Source organism: Hyphomonas sp. L-53-1-40, assembly GCF_000682775.1.
Taxonomy (GTDB): Bacteria; Pseudomonadota; Alphaproteobacteria; order Caulobacterales; family Hyphomonadaceae; genus Hyphomonas.
Window position 1 is genome coordinate 220,080 of record NZ_AWFI01000016.1, and the last position, 16,980, is coordinate 237,059.

At 55.8% G+C, this 16,980-nt stretch carries 15 protein-coding genes; 9 read left to right on the forward strand and 6 right to left on the reverse strand.

The features are described from left to right. Nucleotides 1-193: 193 nt before the first annotated feature. A complete protein-coding gene (sppA, locus tag L53_RS12045) occupies nucleotides 194-1,966 on the forward strand; it encodes a signal peptide peptidase SppA (RefSeq protein ID WP_051607892.1) in 1,773 nt (590 codons plus the stop codon). Nucleotides 1,967-2,027: 61 nt separating this feature from the next. Here sppA and L53_RS12050 read toward each other — a convergent pair whose 3' ends face one another. Both L53_RS12050 and L53_RS12055 read right to left on the reverse strand, forming a co-directional pair. Then, entirely contained in the window at nucleotides 2,028-2,669 is a 642-nt protein-coding gene (locus L53_RS12050; protein WP_233347787.1) for an RluA family pseudouridine synthase, read from the reverse strand. A gap of 90 nt (nucleotides 2,670-2,759) precedes the next feature. Further along, complete coding sequence (locus tag L53_RS12055) at nucleotides 2,760-4,067, reverse strand: replication-associated recombination protein A (RefSeq protein ID WP_034815661.1); 1,308 nt, start codon at nucleotides 4,065-4,067, stop codon at nucleotides 2,760-2,762. A gap of 59 nt (nucleotides 4,068-4,126) precedes the next feature. Between L53_RS12055 and L53_RS12060 the strand changes: the two genes are divergently transcribed. The 3 genes from L53_RS12060 (at nucleotide 4,127) to L53_RS12070 (ending at nucleotide 7,831) form a co-directional block, all read left to right on the forward strand. Then, nucleotides 4,127-4,969 carry a TauD/TfdA family dioxygenase gene (locus tag L53_RS12060; protein ID WP_034815662.1) on the forward strand — a complete coding sequence of 281 codons (843 nt, stop codon included), beginning with the start codon at nucleotides 4,127-4,129 and terminating at the stop codon, nucleotides 4,967-4,969. 57 nt (nucleotides 4,970-5,026) lie between these two features. Beyond that, a complete protein-coding gene (locus tag L53_RS12065; RefSeq protein WP_034815664.1) occupies nucleotides 5,027-6,292 on the forward strand; it encodes a cytochrome P450 in 1,266 nt (421 codons plus the stop codon). A gap of 150 nt (nucleotides 6,293-6,442) precedes the next feature. Beyond that, nucleotides 6,443-7,831 carry an alkaline phosphatase family protein gene (locus L53_RS12070; protein ID WP_034815666.1) on the forward strand — a complete coding sequence of 463 codons (1,389 nt, stop codon included), beginning with the start codon at nucleotides 6,443-6,445 and terminating at the stop codon, nucleotides 7,829-7,831. Between the two features lie 9 nt (nucleotides 7,832-7,840). Here the strand turns inward: L53_RS12070 and L53_RS12075 are convergent, their stop codons facing one another. From L53_RS12075 to L53_RS12090, 4 genes are all read right to left on the reverse strand, one after another. Then, nucleotides 7,841-9,262: a Do family serine endopeptidase gene (locus tag L53_RS12075; RefSeq protein ID WP_233347789.1), complete on the reverse strand. Its 1,422-nt coding sequence runs from the start codon at nucleotides 9,260-9,262 to the stop codon at nucleotides 7,841-7,843. A 68-nt stretch (nucleotides 9,263-9,330) separates the two neighbouring features. After that, on the reverse strand, nucleotides 9,331-10,782 hold the full coding sequence (locus L53_RS12080; protein WP_034815668.1) for an MFS transporter: 1,452 nt from the start codon (nucleotides 10,780-10,782) through the stop codon (nucleotides 9,331-9,333). A gap of 5 nt (nucleotides 10,783-10,787) precedes the next feature. Next, on the reverse strand, nucleotides 10,788-12,011 hold the full coding sequence (locus tag L53_RS12085) for an acyl-CoA dehydrogenase family protein (RefSeq protein WP_034815670.1): 1,224 nt from the start codon (nucleotides 12,009-12,011) through the stop codon (nucleotides 10,788-10,790). Nucleotides 12,012-12,023: 12 nt separating this feature from the next. After that, nucleotides 12,024-12,314 (reverse strand): putative quinol monooxygenase, encoded by a 291-nt coding sequence (locus L53_RS12090; protein WP_034815672.1) that lies wholly within the window; start codon nucleotides 12,312-12,314, stop codon nucleotides 12,024-12,026. Nucleotides 12,315-12,493: 179 nt separating this feature from the next. Between L53_RS12090 and L53_RS12095 the strand changes: the two genes are divergently transcribed. From L53_RS12095 to L53_RS12115, 5 genes are all read left to right on the forward strand, one after another. Beyond that, nucleotides 12,494-13,561 carry a glycosyltransferase family 2 protein gene (locus L53_RS12095; protein WP_051607893.1) on the forward strand — a complete coding sequence of 356 codons (1,068 nt, stop codon included), beginning with the start codon at nucleotides 12,494-12,496 and terminating at the stop codon, nucleotides 13,559-13,561. A 25-nt stretch (nucleotides 13,562-13,586) separates the two neighbouring features. Continuing rightward, nucleotides 13,587-14,510, forward strand: coding sequence for a metallophosphoesterase family protein (locus tag L53_RS12100; protein ID WP_051607894.1), 924 nt, complete (start codon nucleotides 13,587-13,589; stop codon nucleotides 14,508-14,510). Nucleotides 14,511-14,561: 51 nt separating this feature from the next. Further along, nucleotides 14,562-15,149, forward strand: a complete 588-nt coding sequence (locus L53_RS12105) for a polysaccharide biosynthesis/export family protein (protein ID WP_034815675.1) — start codon at nucleotides 14,562-14,564, stop codon at nucleotides 15,147-15,149. Nucleotides 15,150-15,501: 352 nt separating this feature from the next. Beyond that, nucleotides 15,502-16,197, forward strand: coding sequence for a sugar transferase (locus L53_RS12110; protein WP_084333413.1), 696 nt, complete (start codon nucleotides 15,502-15,504; stop codon nucleotides 16,195-16,197). Between the two features lie 183 nt (nucleotides 16,198-16,380). Then, nucleotides 16,381-16,980, forward strand: a 600-nt coding sequence (locus tag L53_RS12115) for a hypothetical protein (RefSeq protein ID WP_034815676.1), incomplete at its 3' end; no start/stop codon positions are given.

The window sequence follows — 16,980 nt, forward strand, 5'->3', positions numbered from 1 at the left end:
CGAGATAGCCACTCTTGCCGTTGCTGGCAACACCCGATCTCATCCTTAGCAGCGGATTTGTGCAGGGAACGCGATGATCGGCGACAATTTCACAGGCGCTGAAATGCTCGCCTTTACTTTTTATCGATAATCGGCAATATCGTTTTACAGAAAGACACGACTCCCAGACCGTGTGCATGGAGACCGTTCATACATGAAGACCTTTTTCCTTTCCATGGCAGGTGCTCTCGCCGCCATGTTCATTTTCATCTTCCTGATGTTTTCTTTTCTTATGTTGCTCATTGTTGGGGCATCAAGCTCAAAACCTGAGCGCCCAGACGCAGTTGTCCTGTCCCTCGACCTGAACTCGGAAATTTCCGACCAGGCGCCAACAGGCGGTTTTGCTGCCCTGTCCGGTACGCCCGGTTTCATCGATCTGCTGACCAAGTTGAAAGCGGCCGAAACCGATGACCATGTAAAAGGTCTGTTTATCCGAGGTGCATTCATCGGGACTGGTAGCGCACGCGCCGAAGAGTTGCGTCAGGCGATCCAGAGTTTCCGTGATCAGGGCAAGTTCGTCATCGCCCACTCACAGGGCACCCTGGGCGTCAGCGGTCCGTCGGCCTATTGGTCGATCTCCGCAGCCGATGAAATCTGGATGCAACCGGGTTCCGACCTGGTCGTCCCTGGGCTGACATTCGAAACGGAGTTCTTCAAGGGGCTGTTCGACAAGATCGGCGTGATACCTGAAATCTATCCGTTCTACGAATACAAGAACGCCCCGAACTCCTACAACAAGACCGAGTATACCGAGCCGCACAAGCTTGCGCTGGCCACTCTGGCTGAGTCGGTTTGGACCGTCGCCTTGGGCGACATCGCAGCAGACCGCGCACTGAATGCTGCCAATGTCCGAACGGCTCTTGAGAGCGGACCAATCCCAGCGGAGAAAGCCATCGAACTGAAGCTGCTGGATAAGACAGGCTATCCGGAACAAGCCTCCGAAGCCGCCCTGGAAAGAGCAGGCGATGATGCTGAACTCGTCGACCTTGCCTATTATGCAGCACCCGCCCCGAGCTTGCGAGCACCACAAATCGCCATCGTTGGCGGCGAAGGCGCTGTTGTTACAGGCGGCGGAGATGGCAACTCGCCCTTCTCCTCCCCGCCCGGTTTTGCTTCGGACAATATTGCCCGCGCCATCCTCGACGCTGGCAAGAATGAGAAGATCAAAGCCATCGTCTTCCGTGTCGACAGCCCAGGTGGATCCCCCGTCGCAGCAGATCAGATCTGGAATGCCATTGAGCGCGTTCAGGCTGATGGGACGCCTGTGATCGTATCAATGGGCTCGCTTGCTGCTTCCGGCGGATACTATGTATCTGCAGGTGCCGACTATATTATTGCCAATCGCGCGACCATTACCGGCTCGATCGGCATTTATGGTGGTAAGTTCGCAATCGAAGGCGGCCTGAACAAACTTGGAATCACCTTTGACCGTGTGAGTGTTGGGGGTGAATTTGCGGATGCCTACGGAACCGACACGTTTACCGAAACCCAGGAAGCTGCGGTCAAGGACACGCTGAAACGGGGTTATGACCGGTTCCTCGGTATCGTCGCCGACGGCCGTGGCATGACGTATGATGAAGTGCATGAAATTGCCCGTGGCCGAATCTGGAGCGGCGAAGACGCACTTGAAGTGGGCTTGGTTGATGAATTGGGTACCTTCATCGACGCCATCGAAAAAGCCAAAGAGCTCGCTGACATCGAAGCTGATGTTACCCCCCGCCTTGTCTACTACCCTCATCGTCCGACAGGGCTGGAAGCCCTCGAAAGCCTGTTCGGCGTGTCTGCTGAAGGTGCCGAAGCTGCGATCATGTTGAACCGCCTTGCCGATGACAAGAACGTGCAGTCCTTGCTGGAGCAGCTGGCCGCAGCAGAAGCGGTAAACTCAGGTCAGACGCAGGCTGTTATTCCGCGCTTCCGCGAGAGGTGACGCAACGATCATCCAGAATGAACGAGGCCCTTCGGAAACGGAGGGCCTTTTTCGTGGCCAGCTAATCAGGAAGGCTCAGCCCTAGCTGCATCGCCATTTCTACGAAACTTTCGGGCGGCGGCGCAGAGAATAATTTTCTTGTTCCATCCGGAAGCCCAATCTCGAGCGACTGCGCATGCAGCATCAGACGCTCCGCTGACTGCGCGCCTGTTCCGTACAAGTGGTCGCCAAGGATCGGACATCCCGCGCCGAGCAGGTGTGCACGGATCTGGTGCATCCGGCCCGTTTCAGGTTTCAATTGGAACAGCGCGTAATCGCCCTGGCGGGCCAGGATACGCCAGCCCGTAAGCGCCTTTTGGCCACCCTTTCGCCCAGCTTTGGCGATCAGCATGCGAGGACGCCCCCCCTCCTCGACCTTCACCAAAGGCTGGTCAAATACCCCTTCGACATCATCTGGCAGTTTCCCAGATACAACGGCCAGATACGTTTTCCCGGCTCGGCGAGCGGCGAACTCGTCAGAAAGAAATGCAGCGGCCGGCTTGGTTCGCGCAACAATGACCACCCCCGAAGTTCCTCGATCAAGACGATGCACGAGACGCGGCTTCTTCCCGTTTGATTTGGCAAACGCGACGAGGAGGTCATCAAGTGATCTGGAGATGCCGCCCCCACCTTGAACTGCCAGGCCCGATGGCTTGTCAAACACGATTACCTGACTGTCCTCAAATATGATGAGGCTCTCAGCATATGCTCGATCTTCAACGCTGATATTGGGGAGAGGCCGGTTCTTCATGTACTAGCGACGATTTCGATCCCTGATTTCTGCGACAAACCTCATGCGTTCCATCACGGCTCGTTCGCGCCCCTGACCTTTTGGTTCGTAGAAAACCGGACGGGGCATTTCATCCGGGAAGTAATTCTGTCCGGAGACCCCCTCTTCCGTATCATGTTCATAAATATAGCCATCACCATATCCCTGATCCTTCATCATGCTAGTCGGCGCATTCAAAATGGCTTTGGGTGGCATGAGGCTGCCGGTCTCTCTGGCCGCAGCGCGCGCCTTCTTTAGCGCCATATAGGCTGCATTTGACTTCGGCGCTGTGGCGAGGTGCACCACACAATGCGCCAAGGGGATCAATCCTTCCGGCTCACCTAGACGTTCGAATGCACGCGCGGCCTCACCAGCCACCATCATCGCAGTCGGGTCAGCAAGACCGATATCTTCGCTGGCCATCACGACCAGACGGCGCGCAAGGAAACGCGGATCTTCGCCACCTTCCAGCATGCGTGCAAACCAGTACATCGCTGCATCTGGATCTGATCCGCGCACAGATTTGTGAAGCGCAGAGATCAGATTGTAGTGTCCCTCGCCGGACTTGTCATAGGCGGGCGCACGCTTCTGAAGTGCAGCCGACATTGCCGCGATAGTTAGCGGCTCGCCTTTACCGGCAAAAGTATAAACTTGTTCCACAAGGTTCAGCAGGTAGCGCCCGTCGCCATCTGCCATATCGATGAGAGCATCGCGCGCTGCAGGCTCCACCGGAAGCTTCTGCGCCTCCTTGGCCTCGGCACGATCAATCAAAAGGCTGAGACCTTTCTCATCGAGGCGTTTGAGCACCATGACCTGACAGCGCGACAGGAGTGCACCATTGATTTCAAAGCTCGGATTCTCGGTGGTCGCCCCGACCAATGTCACGACGCCCCCTTCGACAAAAGGTAGGAAGCCGTCCTGCTGGGCTTTGTTGAACCTGTGAATTTCATCAACGAACAGCAATGTTCCCTTCCCGGTCGAACGCCGTGCTTCAGCGCGCTCGAAGGCGGCCCGCAAATCTTTCACGCCGGAAAAAATGGCGCTGATTGCCTCGAATTCCAAATCAGTTTCGCTGGCGAGTAACCGCGCAATGGTCGTCTTGCCGACGCCAGGTGGCCCCCAGAATATGATGGACGATAACCGGCCAGCCTCCAGCATACGCCGCAAGGGTCCGTCAGGCCCGAGCAGGTGATCCTGTCCGACCACTTCGGACAAGGTTTGCGGACGCAATCTGTCAGCCAGCGGCTGAGGCGCACCTTCAGAAAGGCCCGAGGCAGAGAATAGGTCGTTCATGAGCCCGTTCTAGGCGCGATTGTAGAGCATGATAAGGTGCCAAGTGGAGGAGACACAAAATGACACTCGAGATCACACCATCCGGACAGGCATGCGGCGCTGAGATTCGCGGCGTTGATCTGTCTGTTCCCCTGCCCGCCGAAACAATTGCAGATATTCGCGCGGCGTGGCTTGAACATCAGGTTCTCTCCTTTCCCGATCAGTCAATGAGCGACGAGGACCTAGAGCGCTTCACATTGTATTTCGGTCCCTTTGGAGAAGACCCATTCATCGCACCGATCCCCGGTCATCAGCACATAATCGCCGTTCAGCGCGCGGCCGACGAAACGGCACCGATCTTCGCTGAAAGCTGGCACACTGATTGGAGCTTTCAGCCCGCTCCGCCAAGCGGCACCTGCCTGTTCGGTATTACTATTCCGCCGCAGGGTGGCGACACGCTCTTCGCCAATCAATATTTGGCGCTGGAGCAGATGCCCACGGAACTACGTGAACGGCTGGACGGCAAGAAAGCCATTCATTCCGCCAAGAACGCTTACGCCCCAGACGGCATGTATGGAGAGGCAGACAAAGCGAGCGGGCGCAGCATGACCATCATTGCATCCACTGAGGCACAGGCGTCTCAAATGCACGACATCATTAGAGTGCATCCTGAAACCGGTCGCGAGAGCGTCTTTGGCACGGCGGGCTATATCACCGGGTTCGACGGCATGACGCCCGACGAAGGTTGGGAATTGCTCGCTGAACTGTATCGCTGGCAAACCCGACCGGAATTTCAGTATCGGCATGTCTGGCAGGAAAACATGCTGGTGATGTGGGACAATCGCTGCCTGTTGCATATGGCAACCGGAGGCTATCCAGGACATGCGCGTCTGTTGCACCGCACAACAATTGGCGCGAGCTGATAGCTAGCCCACTGCCGGTTTCGCACGTACTGTGAAAAGAAAAACCGGGAGGAAAACATGGCCGATACAGAGTATGAGGCGGAAGGCACGATTCCAGATCCCTGGAGCCTGCCGCTCGAAACCTTTGATGTCTCAAAGGCAGAGATATTCCTGAACAATAAGCAGGGGGAGTATTTCCGGCGACTGCGCAAGGAAGCGCCAGTCCATTATTGCCCGGAAAGCTCTGTCGGCGCTTATTGGTCCGTCACCAAATATCACGACATCATCGCAGTCGATTCAAATCACAAGACGTTTTCGTCAGAACCCAGCATCGTGATTGGCGACCCGAGCGACAATTTCCAGCCGCCCATGTTCATCGCTATGGACCCGCCAATTCATGACATCCAGCGCAAGGTGGCCCAGCCAGCCGTCGCACCGACCCAGCTCTCGGAACTCGAAGACCTGATCCGCCAACGTGTGTGCACAATCCTGGATGGCCTTCCTGTTGGCGAGGAATTCGACTGGGTAGAAAAAGTGTCAATCGAACTGACCACCCAAATGCTGGCGACATTGTTCGACTTTCCTTTCGAGGACCGCCACAAGCTGCCATTCTGGTCGGATGTTGCCACAACAAGCGATGCGGTCGGCATTGTCGGCACCGACATGGAGTGGCGCATGAAGCATTTGAATGAATGCGTAGCCTATTTCACCGAGCTCTGGCGCGAACGGGCGGCACAGCCGCGAAAGTTCGATTTCATATCGCTGCTCGCCCATAGCGAAGATACAAAAAACATGGTCGACAATCCGATTGAGCTGCTCGGCAATCTGATGTTGCTTATCGTCGGTGGAAACGACACGACCCGGAACTCCATTTCCGGCGGGGTCTATTTCCTGAACCAGTTTCCTGACGAGTACGACAAGCTTCGAGCCGATCCGTCCCTGATCCCGAATATGGTTTCGGAAATCATTCGCTACCAGACGCCGTTGGCACACATGCGACGCATTGCAACCGAAGACACCGAACTTGGCGGCCAGAAGATACGCAAGGGCGACAAGGTCGTCATGTGGTATGCGTCAGGCAATCGCGATGAAGATGTCATCGATGATCCCGATGATTTCCGCATCGACCGAGACAATGCGCGGCGACACCTGTCTTTTGGTTTCGGCATCCATCGCTGCATGGGGAATCGCGTTGCGGAGATGCAATTGCGCATTCTGTGGGAAGAAATCATGAACCGGTTCGAGCGGGTCGAAGTAACGGGCGAACCCACGCGGGTCCTCTCCAATTTTGTGCTCGGCTATGAGAAACTTCCGGTCATTCTTCACGCGAGAAAAGACAGTTAAACGCCCACGTTTTGGCGGAAATGCCCTGCAAACATGCCTTGCGCCTCGTAGTTCAGATACCGTCGGTACGGGTAATCGACTCATGGCGCAATTCATGCATTAAGATCGGCAAAGGCGCAGAATGCGTGGGTTTCCAAGGGTATAGTTGTCATGTTTTCAAATACGAAAAACGCACCGGTTCTGGTTCTGGAACTGAATGAGCTCTGCCCCCCCATCATTGATCGCATGATGGATGATGGTGAGCTTCCGAACTTCCGGAAGCTCCACAAGAGTTCAGACGTCTATGTTACCCATACCGACGACCCGACTTTGGAGCCTTGGGTACAATGGCCTACATTCCACACGGGGCAGACGGAACACGTACACGGCGCTTCAGAACTCGACGAAGGGCACCTGATCAAGACGCCCCGCATCTGGGACGCGCTGGCAGAAGACGGCATCGACAGCATCGTGTTCGGGTCGATGAATGCCGACACGGCCCACAAGGACACAGTGTTCCTCGTTCCTGACCCCTGGTCTGCGGGCGTGCGCCCAAGCGATCCGGCCTATGAAGCCTTTCACAAATTCATCAGCTTCCATGTGGCTGAACACACCAATCCGAATGCCAAACCCACCCGTGCTGACGCGCTCAATTTTGTGAAATTCATGCTGAGCCATGGGCTTTCACTCCAAACGATCACAAAGGCGATGAACCAGATTGCTGGTGAGAAGACATCTTCCGCTGATCGCAAATGGCGCCGCGCACTCGTGCTCGATCTGCTGATGTGGGACGTGTTTGCAAACACTTGGTCAAAGCGCCGGCCGCAATTCGCGACATATTTCGCCAATTCCACCGCCTATCTCCAGCACCGGTATTGGCGGCATATGCAACCGGACGTCTACCAGATGATACCTTCTGACGAGGAAATGCTCAATTACGGCAACGCGATTGAAGACTCATATCGTCATATGGACAAGATCATCGGCAAGGCATTCGACATGGTCGGACCAACGGGGCGCATCGTTCTGGCGACCGCGCTGAGCCAGGAAGCCAATACGCGCTACGAGCATATTGGTGGGAAATTTGTCTATCGCCCCCATAACTTCAAAGACCTGTTTGCTTGGGCGGGTGGTCCGCAACCGGTCAGCTTCGAACCGGTCATGACCCATCAGGCTTGGGCGACGTTTGCGTCCGAGGAAGAGGCCGAGAAAGCAGAAGCAACGCTCGAAGCCCTGCAGTCAAATGGCAAAACGATCATGGAATGGCGGCGAGCGGCCAATCGGATCATGTTCTGGTCCGGCCTGATCTCGAAGACGGAACCAGGCTTCGAGATAACCAACGCCCTAACCGGTGAGCGTAAAGCCTTCGACGAACTCTTCATGCTGGTTGGTCAGGTGAATAATTCACAGCACAGCCGCAATGGAGCCTTCTGGGTGCAAACCGCCGATGGAAGCGCCACCCGTCATGCCGACAAGCTACCGCTTGAGGATGCCTATGGCATCATAATGGACATGTTCGAGGGGTCCGCGAGCGCTGCATCGCAAGTTGCCGCGGAATAGCCAGGCCGCCTAGAGCCGGACCGTTCCTCGCACCACACGGCCATTCCGTTCGATCTCGATATCCCAGCTGCTCGCATCCTTTGCGAGCGCAGATTTGAGCTCGTCTACGGTCTTGGTCTGCGCACCATTCACCGAGCGGACGATATCCCCTGGTCGGAAGAAATTCCGGGCAATCGAACGCCGCATCACTGAATGCACATAGATTCCGGATCCCTTCTGGAACGGGTCGAGCCCGTTCTCCTCGGCGAGCCGGGGAGACAGCTCTACAACTCGCGCACCCGAAAAAGCCGTTCGTCCATCTAGAAGTACAATATCCGCTTCGCGAGCGCCGGGTGGCGGCTCGACCGTGACTCCGATGTTCTGCGTCTTCCCCCCCCGCAGCACGGTCAGTATCGCTTCGTCGCCGGGGCTACGAACAGCGGCCAGAAACTTCAGGCCCTTTTCGTCAAACACTTCCCGCCCATCGATGGCGGTCACGAGATCGCCTCGACGCAGACCGGAATTGTCCGCTGGGCCATCATCGTAAACTTCCGTCACCATGACTCCGACAGGGCGATCCAGTCCTTGCGCCTTGGCGATGTCGTAGCTGACAGACTGCGCGGCGAGCCCCAGCCATGGACGGACGAAGGTGCCCTCATTCATGCCGGCGTCGACAACGCGCTTCACCATCTCAGCCGGGATGGCAAAACCGATACCATTGGACCCACCGGATCGGGAGAAGATTGCAGTGTTCACACCGACCAACTCCCCCTTCGTGTTCACAAGCGCCCCGCCGGAATTGCCAGGGTTCACCGCAGCATCCGTCTGAAGGAAGAAGGCGTAGTCGGAAATGCCCACATCCGTGCGGGCCGTTGCTGAGATGATGCCGCTGGTCACCGTTTGACCAACCCCGAATGGGTTGCCGATCGCCAGCACAAGGTCGCCGACTTGGGCTGCCCGGGTATCCGCGTATGGCAGAGTGGGCAGCACAGCGCCTTCAGTGTCGATTTTGAGGACAGCCAGATCTGTCCGCTCGTCCGCAAGCACAAGTTCGGCCGGATACTCCCGGCGATCACTCAAGACGACCCGAAACGTGTCCGCACCATCTATGACGTGATTGTTGGTTACGATCACACCATCTGAACCCACGATCACGCCGGATCCCAACGAATTCTGACGGCGCTGTTTCGGGATCGCATCACCGAAGAACAATTGTTCCATGGGTGAGACCCGGTTGGCGACCATGCGCTCGGTGAAAACGTTTACCACAGCGGGCGAAGCTTCCCTGACCAGCGGCGCAAAGCTGAGATCAATCTCGGTTTGCGATTGGGGTAACCGTTGGGCGTGTGCAAAAAGTGGCAAAACCGCCACGACAAGCAGAGCCAGAACCGAAAGCCCGGCAATCGCCAGGAACTTCGAAACGTGTTTTGTCATGCGAATTGTATGGACCATGAGTATGGCTCTATTGCGGCGCGAAGCGGGACGCAATTCCTTCAATCATGACAAATCAGTGAGTTTTTTCAGGGGGTTGGGCCTGTGTCGTCTCTCGCAGCGAGCGCCGCGAGATTGGCTTCATGACTTTCCCGGCTGATTCGATAGAAGCTAATGCACAGGATCATGAGCATCCAGATCACGAGCAACGAGGCTGCATACCCCCATCCGAGTTTATTCAGCGAAGTCTCGGCTACTTCCCCAGGCTGCATGCCGGGACGCAGATCTGCCATCGACAACACGACCGCCGCAGTCAGTATCCCCGCACCTTGCGACAGCTTCCGAATGAAGCTGATACCTGCGAAGAATATCCCTTCCGAACGACGCCCCGTGGACAGTTCGCTTTCCTCGACAATGTCAGCAACCATCGCCGCCATGAGCATTTGCGTTGCAATGATCAGCGCCAGATCGAAAACTGTGATGAACAGTACGAGATAGTAAAGCGTATCGGTGCCATTGGCCGGCATGAAGCCAAGCAAGCGTGCCAGGACTGGCGCGGGAGCAATGGTGAATGCCAGAAGGCCGATAATGATTGAGCCCCGCTTCTTGCCCAATACCTTCCCAATGATCGGCGCAACCACCAATGCGATTGCTGCCGACACGAACACGCCGGCGGTAAGCCCGGCAATTTGATCAGTATCGAATTCCCAAAAGAAGCCGTTGATATATTGGTTCAGTGCTGCGGAGATGCCGCTGGCAAACAACCCAAATAATGTCGCTAAGAATAATGCACGGAAGGATGGGTTTGAAACCGTTTCGAAGATTTCTCCGAACACCTTGCCCACACTGAGTTGGCGTGCGGCTGGCGCCGCTTTCAAGTACGGAATGTATTTGTGCGTGCCACCGGCACAGATCGCGATTGCGCCGACTATCGTGAGCGCTGCCCACAATCCATACGTATGCCAACCGTCGAGATTGAAGAATCCCATCTTCACGGTTTCAGTTGGCCGCAACAACAGGGTCAGCAAGGCGACCTGTATCGCCAGTCCCCCTACCCATGCGAAGAAGTAGCGAAAGGACATGAGGCTGGTTCGTGCGTCATAATCCTGCGTCAGCTCCGCGGCGAGCGCGAGACTCGGTACTTCATAGAAGGTGAAACACAGTCTTACAGTGATCGTTATGACAACGAGCCACAAAAACAATCCGTGACTATCCAAGCCCGCCGGTGGATTCCATGCGAGAAAATAAGCAACACCCAGTGGAACCATAGCGGCATACATGAACGGATGCCCCCGGCCGAACCGGGTGCGCACATTGTCAGACCAATAGCCGACGACGGGGTCCGATATGGCATCGACCACAAGCGCCAGGAACAATGCGCCAGCCACAAGAGAGGCTGAGATACCGAGCACCTGACTGTAGTACAGCAACAGGAAGTACTCGAACCCATTATTTTTCACGCCGCTGGCCGCACCGCCAATTCCATAGGCGATGCGGGTCAGCAGGCTTGGCTTACGCACAACCAGCAAGGTCGCCGCCATGTCCGTCAAAGACCAAGAACCATCTTTGCCATGATGTTGCGCTGGATCTCATTCGAACCAGCGTAGATGGAAGCTTTCCGGTAATTGAAGTAGCTCGGCGCGACCGGCACCGCATATTGCGGCATCGGCAGGTCGGCATTCTTGCCAGCTCGGGCCACGGCAAAACTGTCCTGGATGAACGGAGCAGCGTAAGAACCCGTGGCTTCGAGAATGAGCTCGGTGATCGCTTGTTGAGTGTGAGAGCCTTCGCACTTCAACATGGAGCTTTCCGGCCCAACCGCCTGTCCGGCCGAGAGTGCGGAGAAAATCCGCTGCTCGGTCGCGTCCAGACTATCGATCTTGATTTCCATGTTCGCCAGCTTGCGAGAGAAGTCGTGATCCCGGATCAGCGCCTCACCATCGGACTGTTCCACGCTCGCAATCTTGCGAGCCTTGCGCAACATGTTGCGCAGTCCGGGTGCATAAGCATTCCCCCGTTCGAACTGGAGCAAGTACTTGGCATAAGTCCAGCCCATATTCTCTTCGCCTACCAGGGCATCAGCGACAGGCACGCGAACATCTTCGAAGAAGACCTGGTTGATTTCCTGCTGACCTTCCAACGGACCGTCCAGCGTCGGCAGCGCGGATATGGTGATCCCCGGCAGGGTCATCGGGAACACGATGAAGCTGATCCCTTCCTGCGTCTTGCCTTCCTTGGACGTACGCACAAGGCAGAAGATCATGTCTGCCCATTGGGCATGTGTGGTCCAGATCTTGGAACCATTCAGCACATAATCGTCGCCATCCCTTACGGCGCTCATCTGCAACGAGGCGAGGTCGGAACCAGCGCCCGGCTCGGAGTAGCCCTGACACCACCACACATCGGAACGCAGGATTGGAGGTAGGTACTTTGCCTTCTGCTCCTCAGAGCCAAATTCCATCAAGACCGGCGCGACCATGGAAATGCCCATCGGACTGACGGTAGGCGTACCAGCAGCTGAAAGCTCCATGTTCAGGATGTATCGCTCAGACCCTGACAGGCCGGGACCGCCATACTTTTCAGGCCAGTTCGGCGCGACCCAGCCCTTTTCGTAAAGTCGCTTCTGCCACTCAACCTGGCCCTCCTTGTCGAGATAGCCATTCTTGGACATGGCCTTTTTCGCGCGGAGTTCAGGCGTATAGGCTTCGGCAATCCAAGCCCTGACTTCCTGCTGAAATTCAAGGTCTTCTTTGGTAAATGAGAGATCCATATCCGCCCCGAACTAGTCTATGCTGTCAAAGTAGGAAATTTCCGGCGCGCCCGCGAGGCAAGCTCCGAGACCCGGCCCGGCAGCTTTGAAATATTCGGTCTGGCCATGCGACTCCAAGTCGGCCTGGCTCGCATACTGCTCCATGAAGATATAGGTGTTAGCCTCTTTTTTGGATTTGTAGAGCTGGTAGGTCAGGCAGCCAGGCTCGTTGGCCTTCACTTTTGCCATCAAATCCTTGGCGACCTTTTCGAACTGTTCGTCCTTGCCGTCCTGAATCGTCAATTTCGCGATCACACCAATCATGTCTGCTTCCTCCTATGTGTTTACACTATCCATAGGAGGTTCGGGGCTGACGGCAAGATTAACGTAAGGGAGGGGAATATTTGCACATTCATCATGCTTTCAGCCGACCTGCGTCATCTCATCGTAAAAATGGAATGCTTTTTGCTCTCTAACGGACAACAAATACTTCGGGGACCCAAATGTTTGGCGATGTAATGGAACGAAACGCAGGTCGACTTGTCAGGGAAGCGCCCGCACAAACTGTGCTGGCGGTCATCCCAACTCTGAATGAAGAACGGCATATCGAAGCATGTATTCGGTCGCTGATGGACGGCGATGAACGCCTGCAGCATGTCCCCCTGACCGTAGCAGACGGCGGCAGCACTGACCAAACGGTGGCGATTGTGGAAAGCCTGAAGGACGAATTTCCGAATTTGCGCATTCTTCACAATCCGAAACGCCTTCAATCGGCCGCGCTCAATCTTGCTGCCAACCAGCATTCCAGCGAGGAGACGCACTTCCTGATCCGCTGCGATGCCCATTCCATCTATCCCAAGAACTTCATCATTGATGTCGCTGACGCGCTTGAGACCACGCACGCCGCATCCGTTGTTGTCCCGATGGACGCAGTGGGCGAGACCTGTTTCGAACGCGCCAATGCCTGGGTTGTAGATACGCCTTTGGGGTCGGGCGGCTCGGCTCATAGGGGGGGGCGCAAATCAGCCTATGTCGACCACGGGCATCATGCAGGTTTTGACCTCGCCGTCTTCAAGATGATCGGTGGATACGATGAAACCTTCTCCCACAATGAGGACGCAGAGTACGACAAGCGAGTGGTTAAGGCGGGCGGACGGATATTTCTAGACGCCGACATTCGTATCCAGTATGTGCCCCGCGGCAGTGTAAAGGCGCTCGCTCGGCAATACTTCAATTACGGTAAAGGCCGCGCCCGCACGGCTAGGAAACACCGTCACACACTCAAAATGCGTCAGGCAATCCCGATACTTGCCTTGCTGGCCAGTATTTTCGGTCTCGTCGTATCGCCATTGTTCTGGCCAGCGCTGATCTTGCCACTCGGCTATATCGGCGTGCTTGGGGCAGCCTCGATCGCTGTGGCAGTGTGGAAGCGCTCGGCGTGCGGTCTGTTTGCAGGCCTCGCATCGGGAACGATGCATATGAGCTGGGCGGCAGGTTTCTTGCGAGAGACCTTTCTTCCGAAAAGCGACAAACGCGCCCTACCTTTGGTTTTTCGGCAGAAAACACTATAAACGAGACATTAATAGCAGAGCAGACATGCCCAAGCTGACGCAACAGATTCAGAAGTCGTTTATCGCGAGATTGGCTCAATTGACCCGCTCGACGACGTCTCTGCGCGCGCGCATGCGGCAAGGCTTCAATGCACCCGCCGACCAGGTGGAAGCACCCGTTCGGCAAGAGCCGGTCGCGGTCGCGCCGCGCATTAGCCACGCTCCGGATGGCGAATGCGTCTACGCGATCGGGGACATTCATGGGCGTTGCGACCTGCTGGAGCGTCTTGTGGAGCAAATCGAACGAGATTCCGAGACCCTGCCCGCGGGCACAAGGCGGACTCTGGTATTTCTGGGTGATTATATTGATCGCGGTTTGCAATCACGTGACGTGATCGACTTCCTGATCAGTGATCGCCTGAAGGAATTCGAAACCGTTTTCCTGATGGGTAATCATGAAGAAGCGCTGCTGCGGTTCCTGAGTGATGCTGGTTTCGGCAAGCAATGGGTCCGCTACGGCGGCGGCGAAACACTTTATTCGTATGGCTTCCAACCGCCAAACACACGTACCAGCCTAACCTCCCACGAAGCCATGACAGCAGCCCAGAAGGCCTGGGAAAAAGTCTGGACGGGCTTTCGGGAGAGGCTGCCCGACGAACATTTGAATTTCTACAACTCCCTTCAATCCTACCATGTTGCTGGAGACTATCTGTTTGTGCATGCGGGAATGCGCCCTGACGTGCCCCTTGAACAGCAATCGGCACGGGACCTGCTATGGATCCGGGATGAATTCCTGGATGATACGAAAGAATTCGAACATATCGTGGTCCACGGGCACACACCTGCTGAAGGTGTGTTTCGCGACAATCGTCGCATCGGTCTTGATACGGGCGCCTTTATCAGTGGCCGTCTATCGGCAGCGAAACTTTTCAAGACAGATGTCAGCTTTCTGGAAACAAGTCCGGTTTAGGGATCAATTTGCAAAGCGGCGTTTGCCGCCAACAACGGAGAATATGGGGACATGATGACTCTTCGCTCAATCTGCTCGGCCTTGGTGGTTGGTGCGTTTCTGATTGTGTCTGCCTGTCAGGCTGGCACAGCAATTCAGAGATCAGACGCACCTGAGACTAGTCACGAGCAACGTACGGCTCCGGCCTATATCCTTGGCAATGGAGACCGGTTGCGTGTCACCGTATTTGGTCACCCAGACCTTTCTGGTGAATTTGATGTGGATGGTTCCGGAGCTATCTCGTTGCCGCTGGTTGGTCAGGTCGAAGCAATCGGTCTGACAACTCCAGAACTGGAAACCAAAATCGTTGAAACGCTCGACGGGGATTATATCCTGAACCCCCGCGTCAGCGCCGAAGTTATCAACTATCGCCCCTATTACATTCTTGGGGAAGTCGGATCTCCGGGCGAGTACCCATACAATTCAGGTCTCACGGTGCTGAATGCCGTCGCCGCAGCAGGCGGTTTTACATACCGGGCCAACAAGAAAGTTGTATTTGTCAAAGGCGCCGACGCCACATCCGAAGAGACATATACTTTGGACACCAATACAGCCGTTAAGCCTGGAGATACGATCCGCATCGGGGAGCGCATCTTCTAGGCACCACAAAGACCCGAATCAACGAAAAGGCGGCCCTGAAACAGGGCCCAGGCTGTGCCGCCTTGGCACGCGACTGTCCAAAAATCGGTCACCGCTGACACACGAGGCAAAAATTGCCTCGAACATGCCATTTTTGTGTACAGATTGCTCGATTATTTGCGCTTTACTTTCCCCTATGGCGCGAAATTTGTCTCCAATCGTTAATTATTTTCATATTTCGCGGTACAGAGATTGCAAACCTCCCTGAAAGAAATAAACATCCAACGGCTCTTGCGAGTTAACCGCTCGCTAAGATCTGCACTGGGTGAGGCAGTAAACCCGGCGCAGATGAGTAGATTTTAGGGGACGTAAAATGGGTTTGAGACTTTCAAAAGAGTCACGTGAAGTGGAGATGGCTACGTACGCATCGCTTCGCCACAGCTCCGATACTTCGGGTGCGGAGCAGATTGCCAAGCGCGTCTTTGACGTCGTCGTGGCATCTTGCATTCTGCTCTTCACTGCTCCCCTGATTCTGACAATTGCCATCCTTATCCGACTGCAGGATGGCGGCCCGGCCGTTTTCAAGCAAATGCGCCAAGGCAAAGACGGTGAACAGTTTGCTTGTTACAAGCTTCGCTCAATGGTGATCGATGCAGGAGATCGCCTGCAGCAGCTGCTGGCAACAGATCCGGATGCACGTCGCGAATGGGCCGAAACACAAAAACTGACCAATGACCCCCGTATTACGGCACTCGGCCAGTTCATCCGCAAAAGCTCGATCGACGAACTCCCACAACTGGTCAACGTCATTCGGGGCGATATGTCTCTGGTTGGGCCGCGCCCGATCGTCGAAAATGAAATCACGAAATATGGCGACCAGTACAAACACTATTGCGCGGTACGCCCTGGCCTGACTGGCCTTTGGCAGGTCCGTGGCCGCAGCGACACATCCTACGAGACCCGCGTCGCAATGGATGTTGAATACGCGCGCACCAGAACCTTTCTGACCGATGTGAAAATTCTTCTGCTTACCGTGCCGGCCGTGGTGCATTCCAAGGGTGCCCGCTAACCCTGACGCGATAGGTGCCGAGGTTGGAAAACCCGGTTCAAACAGTCATGGCAATTTACCCCCCGGCCGCTGCCCAGTCTCGTGAGACTAGAATGATGTGGCAAGCAAACCGGTTCCGATTTACTATAGGCCAGCATTCATGCTTGAGCCGGATCAAGACAGTTTAGTTGAGAGCGTACCATCATGGCCGATATCGTAGTCGGGACAACAGAAGCCGAGACATTGACGCTCGCAGGTGATTATCTGGTCGAGGACAATTCCAACGCTTCGGGCGGGCAGACCATCAAGTCAACCGGCACTGGCACCGCGACAGGTGCCTTCACCGGCGAAGACGGCACCTACGAATTTGCCGTCAACTTCTTCAACGAAAACGATGGCGCATCGGAATATGTCGTTTACGTCAACGGCATCGAGGTCGAGACATGGACCGGCACAGGCGGCTCGAATGGATGGGTCATCGATACCCATGCCTTCCAGTTGGATTTGAATACGGGCGATGTCATCTCCATTGAAGGCTCAAAGAATGCTGGCGAATTTGCGCGCATCGACACGATCACCGTGACCGATGCGTCCTTGCTGCCGCCTCCGCCTCCGCCTCCACCGCCCCCACCGCCTCCAGGCGAGATTGCAGTCGGCGAGACCGAAGCCGAGGTTCTCACGCTCGGCGGCGACTATGAGATCGAGAACAACGCAAACGCGTCCGGCGGACAGACCATCAAGTCGACCGGCACCGGCACCGCAACAGGCGCCTTCACTGGCGAAGACGGCACCTACGAATTTGCC